Source organism: Streptomyces sp. NPDC048612, assembly GCF_043199295.1.
GTDB lineage: Bacteria > Actinomycetota > Actinomycetes > Streptomycetales > Streptomycetaceae > Streptomyces.
Genome location: NZ_JBICVV010000012.1, coordinates 1 through 20,159, shown reverse-complemented (window position 1 = coordinate 20,159; position 20,159 = coordinate 1). Strand labels below are relative to the sequence as shown.

The 20,159-nt window shown below is 73.8% G+C and carries 12 protein-coding genes and 1 rRNA gene; 6 read left to right on the top strand and 7 right to left on the bottom strand.

Features of this window, described 5'->3' with window-relative positions; all coding sequences use genetic code 11:
* Positions 1–24 precede the first annotated feature (24 nt).
* Entirely contained in the window at positions 25–1,284 is a 1,260-nt protein-coding gene (locus ACGFN2_RS19615) for a PrsW family intramembrane metalloprotease (protein WP_393362066.1), read from the bottom strand.
* A gap of 28 nt (positions 1,285–1,312) precedes the next feature.
* On the bottom strand, positions 1,313–2,161 hold the full coding sequence (gene trmB / locus ACGFN2_RS19610; protein WP_393362063.1) for a tRNA (guanosine(46)-N7)-methyltransferase TrmB: 849 nt from the start codon (positions 2,159–2,161) through the stop codon (positions 1,313–1,315).
* 199 nt (positions 2,162–2,360) lie between these two features.
* On the opposite strand from trmB, the gene ACGFN2_RS19605 reads away from it, so the two are divergent.
* Positions 2,361–4,082 carry a PQQ-binding-like beta-propeller repeat protein gene (locus ACGFN2_RS19605; RefSeq protein ID WP_393362060.1) on the top strand — a complete coding sequence of 574 codons (1,722 nt, stop codon included), beginning with the start codon at positions 2,361–2,363 and terminating at the stop codon, positions 4,080–4,082.
* Between the two features lie 85 nt (positions 4,083–4,167).
* Here the strand turns inward: ACGFN2_RS19605 and lhgO are convergent, their stop codons facing one another.
* Together lhgO and ACGFN2_RS19595 are read right to left on the bottom strand one after the other, a co-directional pair.
* On the bottom strand, positions 4,168–5,388 hold the full coding sequence (gene lhgO / locus ACGFN2_RS19600) for an L-2-hydroxyglutarate oxidase (protein WP_393362057.1): 1,221 nt from the start codon (positions 5,386–5,388) through the stop codon (positions 4,168–4,170).
* A gap of 230 nt (positions 5,389–5,618) precedes the next feature.
* Positions 5,619–7,067 carry an MFS transporter gene (locus ACGFN2_RS19595; protein WP_362608726.1) on the bottom strand — a complete coding sequence of 483 codons (1,449 nt, stop codon included), beginning with the start codon at positions 7,065–7,067 and terminating at the stop codon, positions 5,619–5,621.
* Between the two features lie 817 nt (positions 7,068–7,884).
* Between ACGFN2_RS19595 and ACGFN2_RS19590 the strand changes: the two genes are divergently transcribed.
* A complete protein-coding gene (locus ACGFN2_RS19590) occupies positions 7,885–9,969 on the top strand; it encodes an asparagine synthase-related protein (RefSeq protein WP_362608727.1) in 2,085 nt (694 codons plus the stop codon).
* A 63-nt stretch (positions 9,970–10,032) separates the two neighbouring features.
* Here the strand turns inward: ACGFN2_RS19590 and ACGFN2_RS19585 are convergent, their stop codons facing one another.
* Entirely contained in the window at positions 10,033–11,991 is a 1,959-nt protein-coding gene (locus ACGFN2_RS19585; RefSeq protein ID WP_393362054.1) for a sigma-70 family RNA polymerase sigma factor, read from the bottom strand.
* 330 nt (positions 11,992–12,321) lie between these two features.
* Positions 12,322–13,188, bottom strand: a complete 867-nt coding sequence (locus ACGFN2_RS19580) for a TetR/AcrR family transcriptional regulator (protein WP_393362051.1) — start codon at positions 13,186–13,188, stop codon at positions 12,322–12,324.
* A 447-nt stretch (positions 13,189–13,635) separates the two neighbouring features.
* On the opposite strand from ACGFN2_RS19580, the gene ACGFN2_RS19575 reads away from it, so the two are divergent.
* Together ACGFN2_RS19575 and ACGFN2_RS19570 are read left to right on the top strand one after the other, a co-directional pair.
* Complete coding sequence (locus tag ACGFN2_RS19575) at positions 13,636–15,015, top strand: NAD(P)/FAD-dependent oxidoreductase (RefSeq protein WP_393362418.1); 1,380 nt, start codon at positions 13,636–13,638, stop codon at positions 15,013–15,015.
* Between the two features lie 311 nt (positions 15,016–15,326).
* Complete coding sequence (locus tag ACGFN2_RS19570) at positions 15,327–17,144, top strand: SpoIIE family protein phosphatase (protein ID WP_393362048.1); 1,818 nt, start codon at positions 15,327–15,329, stop codon at positions 17,142–17,144.
* A 70-nt stretch (positions 17,145–17,214) separates the two neighbouring features.
* Here the strand turns inward: ACGFN2_RS19570 and ACGFN2_RS19565 are convergent, their stop codons facing one another.
* Entirely contained in the window at positions 17,215–18,513 is a 1,299-nt protein-coding gene (locus ACGFN2_RS19565) for an MFS transporter (RefSeq protein ID WP_393362415.1), read from the bottom strand.
* A 186-nt stretch (positions 18,514–18,699) separates the two neighbouring features.
* On the opposite strand from ACGFN2_RS19565, the gene ACGFN2_RS19560 reads away from it, so the two are divergent.
* Both ACGFN2_RS19560 and ACGFN2_RS19555 read left to right on the top strand, forming a co-directional pair.
* Entirely contained in the window at positions 18,700–19,257 is a 558-nt protein-coding gene (locus ACGFN2_RS19560; protein WP_362608734.1) for a MarR family transcriptional regulator, read from the top strand.
* 732 nt (positions 19,258–19,989) lie between these two features.
* A 16S ribosomal RNA gene (locus tag ACGFN2_RS19555) occupies positions 19,990–20,159 on the top strand; the annotation flags it as partial.

Genomic DNA, 20,159 nt, shown 5'->3' with positions numbered 1-20,159 from the left:
GCGCCTCCCGGCTCGGGGCAACCCCTACCACCCCTCCCGCGCCCGCCACGCGTCCTCCAGCGCCGCCCGCCCCCACGCCTGATACTCCCGCAAATGCTCCAGCAGGTGCCGTTCCCGGAGGGTGAAGTCGGGGGTGGGGCCCATGAGGTGGGCGCGGCGGCGGTGGAAGGAGAGGGTGGTGGCGATGGTGGTGTATTCGGTGACGGCGCGGGCGGCGGCGGGGCCCTGGGTGCGGCGGGCCAGGGTGCGGGCCAGGGCGCGGGTTTTGCGGGAGGAGAGGGCGGTGGGTTCGGTGGGGGCGAGCCAGCCGGCGGTGATGTAGGGGGCGAGGTAGCCGCGCAGGGAGAGCAGTTCCTGGGTGCGGGCCCAGATGGCGAGCCAGGTCAGGGCGGCCAGGACCGGGACCATGAAGAGGCCGTAGACGATGAGGAAGCCCAGGTCGCCCAGGGCGGACGCGCCGTTCCAGATGGCGTGCAGGAGGACGGCGGTGAGCAGGCCGAGGGCGGCGAGGGCGATGCGGGCCTTGCGGCGGCGGGGGTAGCGGGTGGCGGCGATGCCGAACGCGAGGCCGGTGAGGATGGTGAACAGCGGGTGGGCGAAGGGGGAGACGATGATGCGGAGGAAGAAGGTGCCGGCGGTGAGGGAGTCCAGGCCGGAGTGGCCCAGGGACTGGTCCTCGCCGAAGGCGTTGCCCAGGTAGAGGACGTTCTCGGTGAAGGCGAAACCGGTGGCGGTGATGCCGGCGATGACGATGCCGTCCGTGATGCCGTCGAAGTCCTGCCGCCGGAAGCGGTAGAGGAGGACCACGGCGGCGGCCTTGACCAGCTCCTCGACGACCGGGGCGATCAGCGTCGCGCCCCAGGCCTCGGCCTCGGAGGGTGAGGCGGAGGCGATGTTGGCGGCCAGCCAGTCGGTCGCGAAGCCGTTGGCGAGGAGGGCGACCAGGGTGGCCGCGCAGGCTCCCCAGGTGAAGGCGAACGCGAGGTTGCGCCAGGGCTCGGGCTCGACGCGGTCGAGCCAGCAGAACGCCGCCACCAGCAGCGGTACCGGGAAGACCGCCAGGCCCAGACCGACCAGCAACCCTTCGGTGCCGGTCTCCTGGCGGACCATGCCGACGATGATCACGCCGGAGAGCGCGAGCAGCGACACCAGGGCGACCGCGCGGAGGGTCCTGCTGCGCCAGGGCACCGTCGGACGGTGGTGCCGCGCGGCGGTGCGCTCGTACGTGTGCGGTGTGTACGGGGGCGGTACGGGCGGGTGCGGGGGCGGTTGGGACGGGTACACCCATCGACCCTAGCGAGGGACCGTCGCGCTACCTGTCGCGGCGGCGGAAGAGGAGGTCGTGGACGACATGCCCCTTGTCCAGGCCCTGGCCCTCGAACTTGGTGAGCGGCCGGAAGTCCGGGCGCGGAGCGAAGCCGGGGTGGAGGTTCTCCAGCGTCGGCTCGGCGGAGAGCACCTCCAGCATCTGCTCGGCGTACGGCTCCCAGTCGGTCGCGCAGTGGACGACGGCACCGGGGGCGAGCCGGGTGGTCGCCAGGGCGATGAACTCCGGCTGGATGAGGCGGCGCTTGTGGTGGCGCTTCTTCGGCCAGGGGTCGGGGAAGTAGATGCGCAGCCCGGCGAGGGAGGCGGGGGCCAGCATCTCGCGCAGCAGGATGATCGCGTCACCGTTGGCCACCCGGATGTTGGACAGGCCGTTCCGCTCCGCGAGACCGAGCAGATTGCCCTGCCCGGGGGTGTGCACATCACAGCCGAGGATGCCGGTGTCCGGGTCGGCGGCGGCCATCTGCGCCGTGGCCTCGCCCATGCCGAAGCCGATCTCCAGCACGACCGGACGCCCGTCGAAGAAGGCGTCGAGATCGATCCGGGAGCGCCCGTCGATGTCCAGCCCCCAGGTCGCCCACCGGCGGCGCAGCGCATCGGCCTGGCTGGGCGAGACCCGGCTGCGGCGGGGCTGGAAGGAACGGATGCGCCGCTCGTGATGCGAGCCCGCGGGGTCGGCCGCGGGACCGGTCCCGTCGGGGAACATGGGCTCCCCGCGCCGGGGGACGGCGGCCGAGACGGCGGTGGCCCCGAGGCCGGGGGCTTTCTGGGGGACGGCCTCCGGAGCGTCGGCTGCCGACGGGCCGGTTTCAGGGGTGACGGGGTTCTCGGACACAGTGCGTCGATTCTACGGGCGCGGGCGCAGGGCCGGGCGGGAGGGCGCCCGGCGGCGGTCGTCCGGCGGCCGGGGGCGGGCCGGCGAAGCCGCGGGGGCACAAGGACGTCGCCGGGAAAGGGCGTTGGCGCGGTGCGCAGCGGGGTGCATACGATGCGTCGCTGCATCCGTCACAACAAAATCAGGGGGTCGGTTCATCGTGTCGCAGGGTGGCCAGGGAAGCGCCGCGTATCCGGGGCAGCCGCAGCAACCCGCCGGCCAGGGGGTGCCGGGAACACCGCCGCCCGGCGCGCCGACCCCGGGCCAGGCCGGTCCCCCGCCCGCTCCGCAGCAGGCACAGCAGCCGGGCGTCGCCCAGCCGATGGCTCCCGGTTACGGGAACGCGGCACCCGGCCCCGCCCAGCCCCAGGGCGCGCCCGGCGCCGGATATCCGGGGCAGCCCGGCCAGGGCGCGTCGCCCTATCCCCCGCAGCAGACTCCGCCCCCGCAGGGCGGCTACGCGTTTCCGCCCGCTGCCCACGGCGGACCGCAGGCCCCCGCGCCCTACGGCCGGCAGGTGCCGGGCCCGCCGCAGCCGTTCCCCGGCGGGCCCGCGGCCCCGCAGTTCGCCGGCGGACCGGGCACACCCGGCGGGCCGCCCCGTAGTGGTCTGCCGGTGCCGGCGATCCTGGGCATCGTGGCGGTCGCGCTGGCCGTCCTGGGCGGCGGTGGGTACTTCCTGCTGGCGGGCGGCGACTCCGAGGAGAAGCCCGACCGGCCCGCGAACGCGCTGCAGCGGCTGTGGGAGGCCCCGTCGCCCGCCTCCGCGGAGCAGGCCGAGGACGAGAACGGCATGCGCTCGATGTGGTTCAACAGCGACGACCTCGTCTTCGGCGACGAACGCGGTGTGCGGGCCTACAACCGCAAGAGCGGCAAGGAGGCCTGGAAGGTCAAGACGCCCAAGGGTGCCGGTGAGGTCTGCGCGCTGTCCAAGACGGCGAGCGACGACGGTGTGGGCGCCGTGGTGTTCGACGCGGGCGGCGACGACTGCTCGTATCTCTCCGTCGTCGACACGGACACCGGGCGCACCCTGTGGTCGAAGAACCTCTCGTCCGACGGGGCCGAGGAGGACAAGCCGCAGGTCGTCGTGAACAAGAACGTGGTCGCCGTCGCCATCGGACGGACCTACGCCGGCTTCTCCCTCGCGGGCGGTGCCAAGAAGTGGGAGCTGACCGCGCGCGGGCACATCTGCAGCAACTGGGTGGGGCTGAGCCCCGAGCACCTGGCCGTCTCCAGCGACTGCTCGGACGCGAAGCCGAAGCAGCAGCTGGACCTCCAGGACCTGGAGGTCACCAGCATCCACGCGAAGATCAAGGGCGAGACGGCAGCGGTCGAGAAGGTCCTGTCGGACTGGCCGCTGACGCTGCTCATGGACCAGGACCCCGGGCAGCCGAACCCCAACCGCACGATTCAGACCTACTCGGACACCGGGAAGCCGAACAAGTCCTTCGCGCTGTCGGGTGAGTTGCGGGACCTGACCTTCGAGCCGCGCAGCACCTTCGTCGACGAGGACGAGCAGGTGATGATCACCGGCTACGGGGACGGCGACGGCATCGCCGCCATGGACCTCAAGACCGGCAAGCTGCTGTGGAAGAAGCGCGGTGAGGTGGCCACCGCCGGTCTGGACACCGAAGGAGCGGTCGCGGTGACCAACTCGCCGGACAGCGGCGCGTCCGCCCGCGACCCGCTGCTGATCTCGATCAACGTGCGGGACGGCAAGGAGAAGGTGCTGGGCGCGGTCTACGACCCGGACCACCAGCTGCCGCCGCCGACCAGCATGTCGCTCTTCTGGCACCCCCGCGAGAACACGCTCTACCTCCAGGGCGAGTCGCTCAACCACGACAAGACGAGCATCCAGGCCTTCAAGGCACCGAACGGCTGACGGCACCGGAGCAGCGGTTCTCCCGGCTCCCGTCCCTCCGCCCTCCGGATTCCGGGACGCGCGGCAGGGCCGGGAGCCGGTCGCGTCAGGCGCGCCCCGTGCCCAGCACCCCCAGCACCCGCCGCGCCACCTCCCGCCCGATGGGCAGCGAGGCCGTGGCGGCCGGGGACGGGGCGTTGAGGACGTGGATCATGCCGGGGGACTCGGCGAAGAGGAAGTCGTCGACGAGGGTGCCGTCGGGGAGGACGGCCTGGGCGCGGACGCCCGCCGGGGCCGGGAGGAGGTCCTCCTCGCGGGCGGCCGGGAGCAGGCGGCGCACCGCGTCGGCGAAGGCGCGGCGGGAGACCGAGCGGTGCAGCTCGCCGGCGCCGTAGCGCCAGTGGCGGCGGGCTATCCGCCAGGAGCCGGGGTACGCGAGGGTGCCGGCCAGCTCGGCGGGGTGGACCGTGCGCCAGTCGTAGCCCTCGCGGGCCAGGGCGGGGACGGCGTTCGGGCCGATGTGCACGGCGCCGTCGGTGCCGCGGGTCAGATGCACGCCGAGGAACGGGAAGGCCGGGTCGGGGACCGGGTAGACCAGGCCGTTGACCAGGGAGGCGCGGTCCGGGGCGAGGGTGAAGTACTCGCCGCGGAACGGGACGATCCGCATGCCGGGGGCGTCGCCGGCCAGCCGGGCGATCCGGTCGCAGTGCAGACCGGCGCAGTTGACCAGCGCGCGGGCGCGGTGGACCGTGCCGTCGGCCGTACGGACCGCCACCCGGCCGGGGCGGCGGCCGATGGCGGTCACCTCGGAGCCGTACCGGACGCGGGCACCGGCGTCCCCGGCGAGGCGGGCGAAGCGGCGGGCGACCGCGCCGAAGTCGCAGATGCCGGTCGTGCCGACATGGATGGCGGCCAGGCCGCGCACCTCGGGTTCGTACTCCGCTATCTGGGCGGGGCCCAGCTCGCGCACCGGCAGGCCGTGCTCACGGCCGCGCTGGATGAGGCCGTGCAGCCGCGGCAGTTCGCTGCGGTCGGTGGCGACGATCAGCTTGCCGGTGACCTCGTGCGGGATGTCGTGCTCGGTGCAGAACTTCACCATCTCCGCGGAGCCCTGGAGGGCGAAGCGGGCCTTGAGCGAACCGGGCGGGTAGTAGATGCCGCTGTGGATCACACCGCTGTTGCGCCCGGTCTGATGGCGGGCCGGGCCGGGCTCCTTCTCCAGCACCACCACACGCGTGCCGGGCGCGGCACGCGTGAGCGCGTACGCCGTAGAGAGCCCGACGATGCCGGCACCGATCACCAGCACATCGCAGTCGTACGCCGCCACTGCACCTCCCCAACCGCATGACCGCAGGCCGGCCCGTCGCCACGGACCCGCGCATCATCGCCGACGACGTATCCCATCATGACGGCCGGCACTGACAATGCCGATCGGGCGGCTCCGGAGCGCATGATCCCGGCCGGAATCCCGGCCGGAGCGCGCGCGGACCGTGCGGCCCGGCGGACGGCTTCCCTTCCGGGGCCTTCCCTTCCGGGCCGCTTCCCCTCCCGGCCACCCTAGGCAGGCGCCGCCAGCAGCGGTCGCGCCCGCTCCCGCAGCTCGACCACCCGGGGCTCGTCGCCGTACGGCTCCAGGCGGTGCAGCAGATCGCGGACGTACTCGGTGGTGCGGGCCGAGGAGATCCGCCCGGCCACCTCGACCGCGCGGGTGCCCGCCGCGCAGGCCGCGTCCAGATTGCCGGACTCCAGTTCGGCGACGGCGGACACGACGAGGCGCAGACCGTGCGAGCGGACGAACTCCTCCGTGGGCCGGGACAGCGCCTGCTCGGTGAAACGGCGGACCTGGCGCGGCAGCCGCAGATCGCGGTAGCACTCGGCGGCGTCGGCAGCGAACCGCTCGTAGGAGTAGAAGTCCAGCCACGAGGGGTCGGGGTCGCCGCCGCGGGAGCGCTCCAGCCAGCCCTCGGAGGCCTTCAGCGCCACCTCGCAGGCCCGCGCCTCACCCGCCTTGGCCTGCGCCCGCGCCTCCACCAGGCGGAAGAAGCTCATCGTCCGGGCCGTGGCCAGTCCGCGGTTGCGTTCCAGCGCGGCCTGGGCGAGGTCGACGCCCTCGTCGGCGAAGCCCCGGTAGGTCGCCTGGAGGGACATCGAGGCCAGGACATAGCCGCCCAACGGGACGTCGGCGGCCGCGCGGGCCAGCCGCAGCGCCTGGATGTAGTAGCGCTGTGCCGCCTCCTGCTGGCCGGTGTCGAAGGCCATCCACCCCGCGAGCCGGGTGAGTTCGGAGGTCGCCCCGAAGAGCGCCCGGCCCACCTCGTCGCTGTACGAGGCGAGCAGCAGCGGCGCCGCGTCCACCCGCAGACACTCCGGCACCATCGAGGAACGCCAGTCCCCGCCGCCGTACTTGGAGTCCCAGCGGCGCGCGTCCTCGGCAGCCTCCCGCAGCTTGCTGACGTCGCTGTGCCCGACATGCTGCGGAATCCCGGCCTCACCGGCCGCCGCCGCGTCCTTGTCGCGGGCCTCGGCCGCCGCCCGCGCCACCGAGCTGTCCGCCGGGGATATCAGCCAGCGCGAGGCGGGGGTGGCGTACGCGCTGACGGCGAACGATCCGGCCAGGCTCTGCCAGATGCCGCCCCCGCCGGCCCGCCGTCCGGCCAGATCCAGGCGGTAGAGCTCGGTCGCGGAACGCACCGCGGCGCCCACATCGCGGGGGAAGGCCAGGCCGACCTCGGGTGCCGGGTCCGCGTCGGCCAGCCCGATCTCGTGCAGCGGGACCGGACGGCCGAGCTTGCTGCCGATCGCGGACGCGATCAGATGGGGCGCGGCGCCCTGCGGCACCATCCCCTTGGAGACCCACCGCGCCACCGACGTCTTGTCGTAACGAAGCGTCAGTCCGCGCTGCGCACCGAGGTCGTTGACCCGGCGCGCCAGTCCGGCATTGCTGATACCCGCGAGGGCGAGAACGGTGCCGAGCTTTTCGTTCGGCCCGCGTATATCCCTGGACATGCGCACCCCTCGACACAGCGACGGCCGCCCCGGTACCCCGGGGCATGCGTCCACCCAGAGTAGTTCGCCGCATCCCGACCGTTAAGTGTCGGTGTCCCGGATGGCGAGATTCGTGTTCAAACAGGGGTGCGGGAATTGGCATGTGCTCCGGGTACGTGTGCCCGTGCGCCCGTCCGTGCGCGCTGGCCGCCCGCTTCCGGGGGCGCTTGCATGGCTTCTGCGTGGGTCGGCCCGCTGCACTGGAGCCAGTGGGCTGGGGGATACCGTCACCTCATTTCCCCGCGGGTGACGGTCCGGTCCGGGGGGCGCAGCCCGCCTCCCGGACCGTCGCACGGAACGGATGCCGGCGGGCCGGGCCGTCGGCCGACAGGGCGCCTGGAAGCGTCAACTGGGCTGTAGGCAACGGACTTTGGCCGAAAATCGACGGATGACGCTTTCGCGCCGCCGCGCCCGCGAAGCCGCCTCGGGGGCCACACGGGGGGCCTTCCGGGGCCGGTGCGGCAGCGTGCCCGCGCCCGGCGTGCGGGCGTGCCGCCGGACCGGCGGGCGCGGCCGTCCCGCGGGCACCTCGCCGTGTCCGCTCCGCCGCCCGCGGCCCGCCCGCACGGTGCGGACATGACACCTCCCCCGGGCCCGCCGCCGGCACCCCGCGGCCGCGCACCCCGCCAACTGCCCGTACACAGGCCCGCTCCGGCGCCTCTCCCGGGCCGCTGTCATGGCAGCATGGTCCGCACAACAGCTCGGTGACCGGCCGGGCGAACCGCGGTACGGGGTGGCCGTTGGCCCCGGCGCACGGGGACATCGGGTGGAGGCGGCGATGCGCTGGTTGGTGGGGTGGAGCAGTGCCGCCACGGGACCGGCGGCCGGCGACGAGCGCCACACGGTCCTCCCCGTGGGCGCCCAGCTCCTGTGGCCCGGACCCGACCCCCTCTGGGCGGTCGGCGATTGGCGGCCGGACGAGGTCCGCGTCGTGCAGGCCGACCCCGACACCCGGCTCGCGGTCTTCGGCGTCTGCGGCGCCACCGACGACCAGCTGAAGGTGGGCCTGTTCGCGGCCCGCGGGGGCGCACTGCGGCACCTCACCGCCTGGCCCGGCAGCTACACCGCCGTCGTCCAGGTGGGGCGGCGGATCACCGTCACCGGCGACCTGGCCGGCGCCCGCCCCGTCTTCCACACCCCCTGGGCCGGCGGCACCGCCTACGCCACCGCCGCCCTCCCGCTCGCCGACCTCGTCGAGGCCGGTCTCGACATCGGCCATCTCGCCGCGCTGCTGGCCTGCCCGGACATCCCCGAGGCGCTCGGCGCCGGCACGCCGTACGAAGGCGTCCGCCGCGTCCCGCCCGGCCACGCCCTGGTGCTGCGCGGCGGCGCCGGCGACCTCACCTCCTTCGAACCGACCGCCTCACTCGCCGTCGCCGCGCCCCAACTCGCCCCGGAACAGGCCGTGGAGGGCGTCCGCGACGCCCTGGTCGAAGCGGTCCGCGCCCGGCTGGCCGGACCCCGGCACGTCCCCGATCCGGACGCGCTCGACGGCCTCGACCCCGGCCCGGTCCCCGGCATGGGACCCGCCGAGCGGCGCGCGGCGCGCGGCGCACCGGCTCCCGGAGTCGGCGCCGACCTCTCCGGAGGCAGCGCCTCCGGAACCCTCGCCCTGCTGGCCGCCGGTCTTCCCGGCCGGCCCGGAAGGCTCAACGGCCACGGCGAACGCCTCCTGGCCGTCACCTTCAACGACCGTGCCACCCAGGGCGGTCAGGACTGCCACGACGCCGAACTGGAGCGGGCCCGCACCCTCGCCGACAACCCGCGGCTGCACCATGTCGTCGTCGCCGCCGGTGAAGAGGCCCTCCCGTATGCCGACCTCGGCAGCGGCCCGCTCACGGACGAGCCGGGCCCCTCCCTCACCACCGCGAGCCGCCACCGCCGGTGGCTGCTGGCCGGCAGCGCGGACCACTTCGTCGGACACGGCGCCCGCCAGGTCCTCGACGCCCATCCGGCCCGGCTCGCCGACCTCCTCATGGACCGCCGCCGACGCCATCTGCTGCGCCCGGTCACCGCGCTGGCCAAGGCGGACGGCGCCTCGGCGCAGTCCGTCCTGGTGCCCTTCACCGTCTACCGCGCCGCCCGCAGGCTGGCCCGTATGCCGTACGCGGCCGGTCTCGCCGATACGGCGCGCCGCCTCCTGGAGCGGCAGTTCGCCGACGAGCCGGTGGCCGGCGGGGCCGTGGACGCCTCCCTGGCCGCGCTCGCCTGGTGCCGCCCCGGGCCCGCTGCGCGCTGGCTCACGGGCGAGGCGCTGGCTGAAGTATCGGTTCGGCTGAGCGAGGCGGCGCACCGCTCGCCCGCCGCGGGCCGTCCCGGTGAGCGCCGCGCCCGTGCCGCGCTGGCCCGTCAGGCCGCCGACCACCGCGTCTTCGAGCAGGCCGCCGAGGTCCGCAGCCAGCGGCTGCACGCCCCGTTCCTCGACAACCAGGTGGTGCTCGCCTGCCGTGCCCTGCCGGACACCCTGCGGGTGCAGCCGGGGGCACGGGCCGCGGTGCTGCGTTCCGTACTGGCCGGGGCCGGAGTCCGCGACCTGCCGCCCGGCTGGGGCGCCACCTCGCAGCTCACCCACGCGGCCTCGGTACGCGCCGGGCTGCGCGGCGCCGTCGCCGACCTGGAGCGGCTCTTCGACACCCCGCTGCTGGCCGACGCCGGCCTGGTGGAGGCGCGGGTCGTGCGCAGGGCACTGCGGTCGGCGGCCGAGGGCGCGGCCCTGCCACTGGACGGGCTGGCCGAACTCGTCTCCACGGAGCTGTGGTTGCGCCGTCTGGTGGCCCGCCGGGGCTCGTGCTGGACGGGCGCGGGGGCGCCGCGCCAGAAGGCGGTCGCGGCAGGCGTGGTCCCCCGGGCACGGCTGGGCTGAACCCGGCGCGGGCGAGGGCCGGGTGGCCTCCCCGACTGTCCCTGGAACGGCGGCTGTTGACGCCTAGCGGCACATGATCGTCGACTGCGCCCAGTCCGCCAGCGCCGCCCCGCCCAGAGGCGTCGCCGGATCGGTCACCAGCCGCAGCGTCCGGTGGCCCGCCAGCGGGACGTGCACCGGTACGGCCGGTTCCGCACCGCGGAGCACCCCCGACCGCCACAGCCGCACACCGTCCGCGTAGACGGAGAAGCGCAGCCCGCCCGGCCCCGCGCCGAGGTCGTCGACGCCCGCCATGGCGTCGAAGGCGGTGCACCGGCGGTTGAGGTCGATGGTCACCGAGGACCGGGCGTGCACGCTCACCCCGTGCGGGTACGTCCGGCCGGCGATCCGCGGTGCCCGCCGCTGCCACAGCCAGCTGCTCTCCAGGGTGCGCACCTCCGGCTTGCTGCCGTCGCCCAGGACGTCATGGGCGAGCGCGCTGACCCGGTAGGCGGCCGGGGCGGGCAGCGGTGGCGTCGGGGTGGGGTCCGGCGGCGTGGGCCCGGGCGGTGTGGGCTTCGGCGGTGTGGGCTCGCCGGGTGGCGTCGGGTGCGCGGGCGTCGGGGTGGGCGAGGGCTCCTGGGGGGACGCCGTCGGCGCGGGCGTCCGCCGCGAGCCGGGCTTGTGGTGCGGCTCCGGGCGGTGCGTGCGGTCCGGCCCCGGGGCGGCGCCGCTCGCCGGCGGCAGCGCGGAATGCGACGGCCCGGGCGCCGGCCGCTGCGGCGCGGACGGACCCGGCCGGGAAGCCTGGGCCCGGGATTCCGGCGCCGGCTCCGGGGCGGCGGTCAGCGCCAGCGAGAGCGCCGCACCCACCACCACCGCGGCCCCGACCCCGAGCCCCGCCTTGACCGCCCCGCCCAGCCCCTTGCCCACAGCGGCACCCGCGCCTCCCGATGCCCCGGAACCACCGCTCCCGGCGGTCGCGGCCGCACCGGCCGCCACCCCCGCGGCACCCGCCACCGCCGTCTTGACGGCGTACCCGGCGGCGAGCCAGCCGATGAACGCGACCGGCAGCAGCGCACCGATCCGCTGATTGACGTCCGCGACCTCCAGCGCGGCCAGCCGGCACCGGGGACAGTCGTCCAGATGCCTGCGGAGCCCCCGCTCGGCCCGCATCCGCAGCCCGCCGCGGGCATAGGCGCCGAGCCGGTCCGCGTACCGGGCGCAGTCGCCGCCCGCGGTCAGCGATTGGCTGACATGCGCCTGGAGATACGCCTGCCGGAGGCCCTCGCGGGCGCGGTGCGCCAATACGGCGGTGGCGTTCGCGGTCAGCCCGAGCAGCGGGGCCACCTCGCTCGGCGACTCGTCCTCGACCGCGGTGTGCCACAGCACCGTCTGATAGCGCTCCGGCAGACTGCGGAACGCCCGTACGGCCATCGACCGCTCGGCCTCCTGCATGGCGCGCACCTCCGCGCCCAGGTCCGGAGCGGCGTCGTCCCCCGACGCACCGGCCGAGGACACCGCGAACACCGCGAAGTCCTCGACCAGTTGCTCCCGCCGCGCGCTCTGCGCCCAGGACGCGGCCACCCGGCGGACGGTCGTCAGCAGATAGGCGCGCACCGCGGACTCCGGGCCCGCCCCACCGCGCACCGCCTGCAGCGTGCGGGCGAAGACCTCGCCGGTCAGGTCCTCCGCGGTGTGCACGTCCCGGCAGCAGCCGCGGGCGTAACGCCGGACCGCCGGAGCGTGCCGGCGGTACAGCTCCTCGTACGCGCTGTCGTCGCCGGCCCGCAGATCGGAGAGCAACTGGGCGTCGGACGGCGGGAGTCCGACGTCCCCGGAGCCGGCGGCCGGGGCCGCGCGGCGGACGGGGTCCCGCTGCGGCGGGACGCTGTGCCCCGCGTCCGGCCGGCCCTCGGCCCGCTCGCCCGCAGCCGGGGGGGCGGCGGCCCCCGACGGCTCGCTCCGGCCGGGCGGCCGCCCGGCCCGCTCGCCCGCCCCGGCCTCGCCTTCGCGCTGCCCGTCCCGCCCGTCAACATCCATCGCCGAGGCTCCCGAAACCGCTGTCCCAACGGAATACCGCGCAAGCGTGCCACACCGGGACCCGGCGGCTGCGGGTCCTGACGGCCCGCCACCCGTCCGGGGAGCACACACGGACGACCGCACGGGCGTTCACCCGTACGGGCCATGCCGCGCAGACGGCCGATACCGTGCGCGCACCCCGTACGGGCACTGTTGTGCCGGGCACCCCCAGGCGCCTCTCGGCATACGAACGTGAGGTGCCGCCGCCCGCGGGCGGCGGCTTCTCGCAGCCGGGCCCCGCCCGGTGGCCCCGGCGCCCGGGTCCCTCCGGACGGGGCCGGCCGCCGGACCTCAGTGGGGCGGGCGCGAGCGCAGCCCCTCCAGCAGGATCTCCAGCAGCCGCGCGGACGCGGCCTGCTGCTGACCGGGATCGGGCAGCGTGGGCGCGCCCGTGGCGATGACTAAAAGGATGTCCGAAACCGTCACGTCGGCGCGCAGCTCACCGGCCGCACGGGCACGCTCCACGAGCCGCCCGACGACCTCCAGCAAGGCGTCGGCCCCGGTCGTCTCCTCGGCGGCCTCGGCCGGCCCGCCCTCCTGGCCGTCCCGCCGGACCTCGGCGGACACCCCGTCCGCACCGGGCGCCGTGCGCTGCTGCGGCACCCGTGCCTCGCTCAGCCCGTCCGGCACCCGGGACGCTCCCGCGTCCTCCGCCACCGGATCGGCGGGCCGCTCGGCGCCCGCGCTCGCCCGCAGAATGCCCGGCGGCAGCAGCCGCCCGGCACCCGAGGCGACCGACGTCCGCAGAAAACGGGACAGCGCCGACCACGGGTCGTCCTCCTGGCCCAGTGCCGTACGCGCCTGGTCCGTCAGCCGTGAGGTCTCCTCCTCGGCTATCCGCCGGACCAGGACGTCCTTGCTCGGGAACCGGCGGTAGACCGTGCCGACTCCGACGCGGGCCCGCCGCGCCACGTCCTCCATGGGCGCGCCGTACCCCAGCTCGCCGAACACCTCGCGTGCGGCGCGCAGTACGTGCTCCAGATTGCGCTGGGCGTCCACCCGCAGCGGTGTGCTGCGGCCGCCCGTCCCCGTGCCGGCACCGCTGGTCACCGCGGTGCCGTTGCTGTGGGGTCTGCCGTGCTCACTGCCGCTCCCGGCGCCGTCGGCGGCATGGGCCACCGCGACGTTGGACGGCCATTGAGAGCCCTGAATGTGCATAGTGATCCCCCGGTAATGACGTCTCCCCCCGGAGACTCCCCGCCCTGACAGTCAGGGCGTACCGACGAGAGGGTGCACCCCAACGAGATACGAACATAGTTGAGCCGGGGTCAAGAATGAAGGGGGCGTTCCGCGCAATGCGCCCCCCGATCGGCCCAAGGCGTCTGATCCGCCCCGAAAACGCCCCCGCATTTTCCTCGCCACCGGCCCCCTGACCAGCACCGCTCGCCCCGGAATCGCGGAATGCGCCGTTCCGTCGGCGGGGCGGCGCCCGGTCATACATTTCGACGGGCCTGTGGACAAAGGCGCGCCGGGGGTGCGTCATGGAACAGTGCTGTGCTTTCCCGGGGGCGCAGCTCCCCGAAGCCGGCCGCGCCGTCGGCCGGCTCGCGGGTCGGTGCCGCCCGGGGCCAGGTCGACACCGCGAGGAGAACCTCTGTGAAGACTGTGTCTTCGGAAGACGTCACGCGCATTCTCGTTGTCGGCGGTGGCTACGTGGGGATGTATACCGCCCTGCGATTGCAGCGGAAGCTGAAGCAGGAGCTCCGGCAGGGCACCGTCGAGGTCGTCGTGGTCGACCCCGAGCCGTACATGACGTACCAGCCCTTCCTGCCCGAGGCCGCGGCCGGTTCGATCTCCCCGCGCCATGTCGTCGTCCCGCTGCGCCGGGTGCTGCCCCAGTGCAAGGTCGTCATCGGCGAGGTCACCGCCCTCGACCACGAGGACCACCGGGCGACCATCACCACCCTGGCCGCGGAGGAGACCGGCGACGGCGCCGTCGAGGTGGCGTACGACGAACTGGTCCTCGCGCCGGGCTCGGTCTCCCGCACCCTCCCCGTCCCGGGCCTGGCCGACGTCGGCATCGGCTTCAAGACGGTCGAGGAGGCCATCGGACTGCGCAACCACGTCCTCGGACAGCTCGACATCGCCTCCTCCACCCGTGACCCCGCCGTCCGCGACGCCGCGCTGACCTTCGTTTTCGTCGGCGGCGGCTACGCGGGCGTGGAGGCGCTGGCCGAGTTGGAGGACATGGCCCGCTACGCCGTCCGCTACTACCACAACATCCAGCCCGAGGACATGAAGTGGATCTTGGTTGAGGCGACGAACCGCATCCTGCCCGAAGTGGGCGAGGAGATGGGCCGCTACGCCGTACGGGAGCTGCGGGCCCGCAACATCGACGTACGGCTGGAGACCCGGCTGGACTCCTGTGAGAAACGGATCGTCCAGCTCAGCGACGGCTCCCGGTTCCCGACCCGGACCCTGGTGTGGACCGCCGGCGTCAAACCGCACCCCCTCCTGGCCGCCACCAAGATGCCGCTCAACGAGCACGGCCGCGTCCTGTGCACCCCCGCGCTCCAGGTGGACGGCGTCGCCCACGCCTGGTCCGCCGGGGACGCGGCCGCCGTCCCCGACCTGACCGCCGGACCGCCCGCCGGACCCGACGAACCCCGCGCCCTGTGCGCCCCCAACGCCCAGCACGCCGTCCGCCAGTCCAAGGTCCTCGCCGAGAACATCGCGGCGTCGGTACGCGGCGGCCCGATCGTCGACTACGCGCACAAATACGTCGGCTCGGTGGCCTCCCTCGGCCTGCACAAGGGCGTCGCGCACCTCTACGGGCGCAAGCTGAAGGGCTACCCGGCGTGGTTCATGCACCGCGCCTACCACCTCAGCCGGGTGCCGACCTTCAACCGCAAGGCCCGGGTGCTCGCCGAATGGACCCTCGCGGGCCTGTTCAAACGCGAGATCGTGTCGCTCGGCTCGCTGGAGAACCCGCGCGCCGAGTTCGAACTCGCCGCGGGAACCGGACGGCACAACGAAGCCAGCTGACGCGCCGTACGGCCACACGAGTTGACGCGCCGTCGGCCCAGGACCGGCCGGAGGTTCCGGAGCGCGGAACTCCACAGCGGCACCCCGTCGTCTGACGGATGTCCGTCCGGTCGGCCACACTGGACGTGTGACCATGGGTGGGCTCGTATCTGCAAAGAGTGACAATCACGAGGATTCAGGACGTTTGCTGCATTCCGCAAAAGGGCGCCGAGAGTGTCCCCAGCCGACCGTCTACCGGCCCCCGGCCGGGCGGTCCCGCCATGCCGACGGCCCGATCCCGCGCGACGACGCGAAGTAAGAGGTACCCCTCCGTGATCTTCACGCGCTGGAGCGCCAGACTCCCCGGCACACAGCGGCGCGCCGCCGCCCGGTCCGACCGCGCCGCACCCCGCCCCGCGCCCGGCACGCCGGCCGTCCCGCCCACCGCGGCCCCGGCGCCGTCCGCCGCGCCCGCGGCCGACGGCGTCCCGCCCGCCCCCACGGCCGCCGCCACCACCGGCTCCGTCCCCGCCGCCCGCGCCGAGCGCCCCGATCCGGCCCCCTCCCAGGACCGCGTCCCCGCGACCCTGCCGCCCACCGTCGACGCCCTGTCCGTCCACGACATCCTGGGCACCATCCCCGCCCTGGTCGCCGTCGTCTACGGCCCCGAGCACCGCCTCGCCTACGTCAACGGCGCCTACGCCGCCGTCTTCGGCCCGCGCCCGGCCGGCCACACCGCCCGCGAAGCCCTCCCCGAACTCGACGCCCTCGGCCTGCTCCCCCTGATGGACCAGGTCCTGCGCAGCGGCAAACCACGCACCGTCAAGTCCCGCAAGGTCCCCGGCGGCGCCGGCGGCGACCGCACCCGCGACGGCTACTACACCTTCACCTGCACCCCGATCGAGGTCGCCGCGAGCGGCCCGGCCCCCGACCCCGAGGTCGCCTGCGTCGCCCCGCACAAGGGCGTCCTCGTCTTCGGCGCCGAGGTCACCGACCAGATCGAGTCCGCCGAGCGGCTGCGCGCCAGCGAGGCCCGCCAGCGCGAGGCCGCGGTCACCCTCCAGCGCTCCCTGCTGCCCCAGGAACTGGAGCAGCCCGACGACCTCCGCGTCGCCGCCACCTACCAGCCGGGCGGCACGGACGCCGCGGTCGGCGGCGACTGGTACGACGTCATCACCCTCGGCGCCGGCCGCACGGCCCTGGTCATCGGCGACGTCATGGGCCGCGGGGTGCGCGCCGCCGCCGTCATGGGCCAGCTGCGCACCGCGGTCCGCGCCTACGCCCGCCTCGACCTTCCGCCGCACGAGGTCCTGCAGCTCCTGGACGGCCTGGCCGCCGAGATCGACGCCAGCCAGATCGCCACCTGCGTCTACGCCGTCCACGACCCCAACGAGGGCCGCCTGGTCTACGCCTCGGCCGGCCATCTGCCCATCCTCGTCCGCGACCAGGACGGCACGGTCCGCCGCGCCGCCGAACCGACCGGCCCGCCCCTGGGCACCGGCGGCTGGCTGCACACCTCCGGCTCCGTCCCCCTGGGCCCCGGCAGCAGCGCCGTCCTCTACACCGACGGCCTGGTGGAGCGCCGCGACAAGGACATCGACCACGGTGTCGAGGCCTTGGAGCGCGCCTTCGCGGGCGCGGCCGGCGCCCCCGACATCGTCTGCGACCGGCTGCTGCGCTCCCTGGGCATCACGGCCACCCACGACGACGACGTCGCCATCCTCGTCCTCCAGCACCCCGCCCGCACCGGCCATGACGCCGAGCTCTTCCACAACGCCGCCCTGGAACTCCACGGCGGCACCGAAGCAGCCCCGCGCGCCCGCGCCTTCGCCTCCGGCGTCCTCGCCTCCTGGCGCTTCTCACCCGAGCTGCACGACCTCGGCGTGCTGGCCGCCAGCGAGCTGGTCGCCAACTCCCTCCAGCACGGCACCCCGCCGATGCGCCTGCGCCTGCGCCGTACGGACCGCCGGCTGATCGTCGAGGTCACCGACGGCGACGACCACCTCCCGCGCCGCCGCCGCGCCGAGCCCGTCGACGAGGCCGGCCGGGGCATCTCCATCGTCGCCACCATCGCCTCGTCCTGGGGCTCCCGTCGCACCCCGGGCGGCGGCAAGGCCGTCTGGTGTGAATTCGCGCTGCCCCGCGGCTAGCCGTACGACAGAGCGGCCCCGGCACCAGTCCGAGAGGACCGGTGCCGGGGCCGCTGCGTCGTCAGCCGGCTCAGGTCCCGCAGGGCACCGCCGCCGGCTCGGCCGGCACCCGCGCCGCGGGCACCGCCGCCACCGCACGGTGCGGATTGTCCTGCGCCGGCCGCAGCAACCGCCCCAGCCACAGCGACAGCCCGGTGATCCCCAGCGCGCAGAGCACCAGCATCCCGATGTACGCCGCGTACATCCCGTGTCCCACCATCAGCGCGCCCACCGCCGGGCCGACCGCCAGCGCCAGCTGTTTGACCAGCGCGAACGCCGAGTTGTACTGGCCGATCAGCGAGGCCGGCGCCAGATCGGCCACCAGCGGTGCCACCGTCGGCGACAGCATCGACTCACCTATGCCGAAGAGCGCGTACGTCGAGATCAGCAGCACCGTCGCCACCATCTGCGCGCCGTGTACCAGCCCCGACAGCCCCGCGGCGAGCCACGCCACCGTCCAGACCACCCCGACCAGCGCCATCACCCGGCTGCGGCGCCGCCCCTCGACCAGCTTGAGCACCACGAACTGCGCCGCCACGATCGCCGCCGTATTGGCCGCGAGTGCGATGCCCAGGCTCGACGGCGCGATCCGGGTGACCTCGGTGGCGTACGCCGCCAGCCCCGACTCGAACTGCCCGTAGCAGGCGAAGAACAGCACGAACCCCAGCACGCACAGCCACACCATCCGCCGGTCGGCGAACAGGGCCCGCCATGCACCCTTGGCCCGCTCCTCGGTCGGCACCGCGTCCTCGACCTTCGGCCCCCGCGGCAGCCGTACGGTCGCCACCGCCGCGCCGAGCACCAGGAACATCACGGCCTCGATGGCGAACAGCCGCACAAAGCTCGACGCGTGCGTCTCGTCGACCAGCAGCCCGCCGACCAGCCCACCGACGCCCAGCCCCAGGTTGTTCAGGAAGAACTGGGTGGCGAACGCCCGTGACCTGGTCAGCGTCGTCGAGGACCACACGATCATCGTCGCGAGCGCCGGCTGGATCACCGCGATGCCGGCCCCGAGCGCGATCGCCGACGCGATGACCAGCGGCTCGGTCGCGGACAGCCCCAGCCCCAGGGAACCGGCCGCGGCGGAGACCGTACCGGCGAGGGCCACCGGCAGTGGTCCGCGCCGGTCGATCGCCCGACCGGTCAGCGGCAGGACGACCAGTGCGGCCACCGCCAGCATCGCCAGCACCACACCGGCCGTACTCGGCCCGAGATCCCGCACCTTCGCCACGTAGACGTACAGATACGGAACGGTGAAGCCGTTCCCGAACGCGCTCAGCGCGTTCCCGAGCTGGATTCGGCGCAACGCGGCGCCCATCGCGGTGGTCACACTCACCTACCTAGGTCAGGTCGTCAGAAGAACAGGGGGAGAACCACGGAGCCGGGACAGGCACCAGGGCGAGACGGTCCGAGCCCGGACAGTCTCACCCTGAAGACTTCAACTCTAAAGTTCGAAGTTAAAGAGTACACGGTGAAGAACTTCAACGCCAATGACTTCCATGCCATACTGCGCCGCATGCCTGAGCCCTCCGATGCGGCCGCCGACGCCGAGCCGAGCCTCGAGGAACAGATCGCCGCCTACCAGCGCGAATTCCAGGACCTCGACCCCCAGGTGGAGCAGGTCGTCTCCGCACTCCAGCGCCTCAACCGGCGGATGAACGTCGCCTACGGACGGCAGACCGCCACGCTCGGCATGAGCAACGCCGAATGGGAGGTCCTCAAGGCCCTCGTCGTCTCCGGCGCCCCCTACCAACTGGGCCCCGGAGAACTCGCCAAACGCCTCGGCCTCACGCCGGCGGCCATGACCCACCGCATCGACCGCATGGCGAGCGAGGGCCTGGTCACCCGGGAGCGCGACGAGACCAACCGCGTCCGCGTCATCGTCGAGCTGACCCACGAAGGACGCGAGAAGTGGCTCGAGGCGATGCGCCTCGCCTCGGTCTTCGAGGAGGACCTCCTCCAGGACCTCTCCGGCACGGAACGCCAGCTCCTCGGCCAGGTACTGACCCGCCTTCTGCGCCGCGTCGAGGACGCCCAGCCGGACGCCGACGGGCGCCTGAGCGACCTCGACTGACGCGAGTTGACACGGCCTGACCCCATCCGTAGTGTTCTCCGAGTTGCCACGGAGCCGACGGCCCCGGGCAGCCATCCCGCCGCTTCGCGGCACACCACTACTGCACGGCCCCTCACCGGGAACGATTTCGGCATGCCGAAATTCGCACCGTGACGTGATTATGCGTCAACGAGGAATTCCGCTAACGTAGTGATCACGCCGAAAGGCGCGGCAGCACAAATAGCCGCACCCCGGCGGAACCCCTTCCGACAGGGAATCGGAAACGAATTCGGACCGGCAACGGAACGAAATCGGATCTGCTAGAGTCGGAAAGGCCGAAAAGCGAAAGCGAAGCGGCCGCCCCGCTCCGACAGGGGCCAGAGACGGAAACGGATCTGGTAGAGTCGGAAACGCGAAGAAGCCGAAAGGCGGAAACGCACCGGCGAAAATCGGGCCCGCAAGGATCTGATAGAGTCGGAAACGCAAGACCGAAGGGAAGCGCCCGGAGAGCCTGGTGAAACAGGCACAAAGGAAGCGTCCGTTCCTTGAGAACTCAACAGCGTGCCAAAAGTCAACGCCAGATATGTTGATACCCCGTCCACCGGAGACACTCCGGAGGATGAGGTTCCTTTGAAAAGCCCACCACGGCCCAAGCGGTCGGGGTGGCACACACAGCGAGGACGCTGTGAACCACGGACCTATTCCGTTCGTGGTTCCGCTCTCGTGTGTGTTTCACCGGAGTACCGGTAAACATTCACGGAGAGTTTGATCCTGGCTCAGGACGAACGCTGGCGGCGTGCTTAACACATGCAAGTCGAACGATGAACCTCCTTCGGGAGGGGATTAGTGGCGAACGGGTGAGTAACACGTGGGCAATCTGCCCTTCACTCTGGGACAAGCCCTGGAAACGGGGTCTAATACCG

Coding starts and splice junctions, on each gene's coding strand:
- ACGFN2_RS19595 (WP_362608726.1), bottom strand. CDS start 7,067: ATGTCCAGGGATATACGCGGGCCGAACGAAAAGCTCGGCACCGTTCTC.
- ACGFN2_RS19590 (WP_362608727.1), top strand. CDS start 7,885: ATGCGCTGGTTGGTGGGGTGGAGCAGTGCCGCCACGGGACCGGCGGCC.
- ACGFN2_RS19585 (WP_393362054.1), bottom strand. CDS start 11,991: ATGGATGTTGACGGGCGGGACGGGCAGCGCGAAGGCGAGGCCGGGGCG.
- ACGFN2_RS19580 (WP_393362051.1), bottom strand. CDS start 13,188: ATGCACATTCAGGGCTCTCAATGGCCGTCCAACGTCGCGGTGGCCCAT.
- ACGFN2_RS19560 (WP_362608734.1), top strand. CDS start 18,700: ATGCCTGAGCCCTCCGATGCGGCCGCCGACGCCGAGCCGAGCCTCGAG.